The organism is Komarekiella delphini-convector SJRDD-AB1, from assembly GCF_014831675.1.
GTDB lineage: Bacteria > Cyanobacteriota > Cyanobacteriia > Cyanobacteriales > Nostocaceae > Komarekiella.
The window spans coordinates 1-1,531 of sequence record NZ_VJXY01000168.1 but is presented as its reverse complement, the minus strand read 5'-3'; the positions used below and the strand labels follow the sequence as shown (position 1 = coordinate 1,531).

2 protein-coding genes are annotated in these 1,531 nt (G+C 39.2%); one reads left to right on the top strand and one right to left on the bottom strand.

Features of this window, described 5'->3' with window-relative positions; genetic code table 11:
• Positions 1 to 90: 90 nt before the first annotated feature.
• Positions 91 to 270, bottom strand: coding sequence for a hypothetical protein (locus FNW02_RS38095; RefSeq protein ID WP_191762626.1), 180 nt, complete (start codon positions 268 to 270; stop codon positions 91 to 93).
• Positions 271 to 333: 63 nt separating this feature from the next.
• On the opposite strand from FNW02_RS38095, the gene FNW02_RS38090 reads away from it, so the two are divergent.
• Positions 334 to 1,531 (top strand): RNA-guided endonuclease TnpB family protein (locus FNW02_RS38090; protein WP_191762625.1); only part of this gene is annotated, 1,198 nt, incomplete at its 3' end.

Below are 1,531 nucleotides of genomic sequence, written 5' to 3'. Positions count from 1 at the left end.
TCAGCTTGAACAGCAAGGAGCCTCTCACCTACCCGCAAGGGAGGTGATGAGAGGAATTGCGAGACAAAAACAAAACGTCCCTTAACTACATCAATCCACAGGATTGACCGGGAGAGAGGCAGTTAAGTTTTTGTCAATTTCTTTATTTGATAGTCGGTCAATCCAGTCCTCAACTATCTGCGTTACGGTTTTGTCTTTGGCTGCTGCATACTGCCTTAATTTATTTAATCTACGTTCCGACATCCTTACATTTAATCTAGTAGTTTTCATAATTTGTCTACCCATTGTTGTCACTTTTATGCTATCATGTCTATAATAGGAGTAGACAAACAAGTGAAAACGGCATACCAATACAAGCTACGTCCAACAAAACAACAAGCGCAAGAAATAGACCGATGGTTGTCTATGTGTTGCGCTCAATATAACTATTTGTTGGCAGATAGATTTAATTGGTATGAGCAGAATCGTTGCCTAACTAATGCCTGTCCACTTGTTTGTCATCTTCCAGAGTTGCGAGATAACCCTGAATATTTCGGGCAGAAAAGAACACTACCTAAGTTAAAACAGACCCATCCTCATTACAAAGATGTTTATTCCGACGTTTTGCAGGATGTTGTCAAACGAGTGAAAACAACTTTTGATCGATTCTTGAAAAGTGATAACAATGGGAAACGTAGCGGTAAACCAAGATTTAAACCTCGGAGTCGATACAAAACTTTTTTGTACCCAAGGATTAAGCCAGATTGTATTGCTAATAGTAGAATTTGTTTACCAAAATTAGGGCAAATCAAAGTTATTTTGCATCGTCCTATTCCAGATGGTTTTAAAATCAAAACTGCTTCGGTTACTAAAAAAGCTGATGGCTACTACGTAACTCTAAGCTTAGAAGATTCAACGGTTCCAGAAATAAAACCCGATATTAACCCAGATTCAATTACTGGGATTGATATGGGATTAAAGGAGTTTTTGACTACGTCCGTTGGTGAAAGTGTTGCAATTCCCCGACATTACCGAAAAGCACAAAAAAGATTACGGGTTATTCAAAAGCGTGTATCTCGCAGAAACAAAGGAAGTAACCGTAGACAAAAATCGGTTAAACAATTGGGTAGACAACATAAAAAAGTTGCTGATAAGCGCAAAGATTTTCACTTTAAAACAGCAAAACAATTGCTGTCAAAATATGATGTTGTGGTTCATGAAGACCTCAACATCAAAGGGCTTTCAAAATCCAGATTAGCTAAATCTATTCTTGATGCTGGATGGTCTAACTTCCTGTCGATACTAACAAACAAAGCCGAAAATGCTGGCTTGTTGGTAATTGCTGTGAATGCTTCCGGTACTAGCCAAGATTGTTCTAGTTGTGGAGAGAAAATCCCTAAAAAGTTGCATCAAAGATGGCACAACTGCCCACATTGTGGGTGCAGTCTCGACCGTGACCATAATGCAGCGATAAATATAAAACAAAGAGCGGAGGGGCATCCCGTTCTTAAAGCTAAGAGTCTCCTAAGCGAAAGCCGGATTGTCTTGGAAG

Coding starts and splice junctions, on each gene's coding strand:
- FNW02_RS38095 (WP_191762626.1), bottom strand. CDS start 270: ATGAAAACTACTAGATTAAATGTAAGGATGTCGGAACGTAGATTAAAT.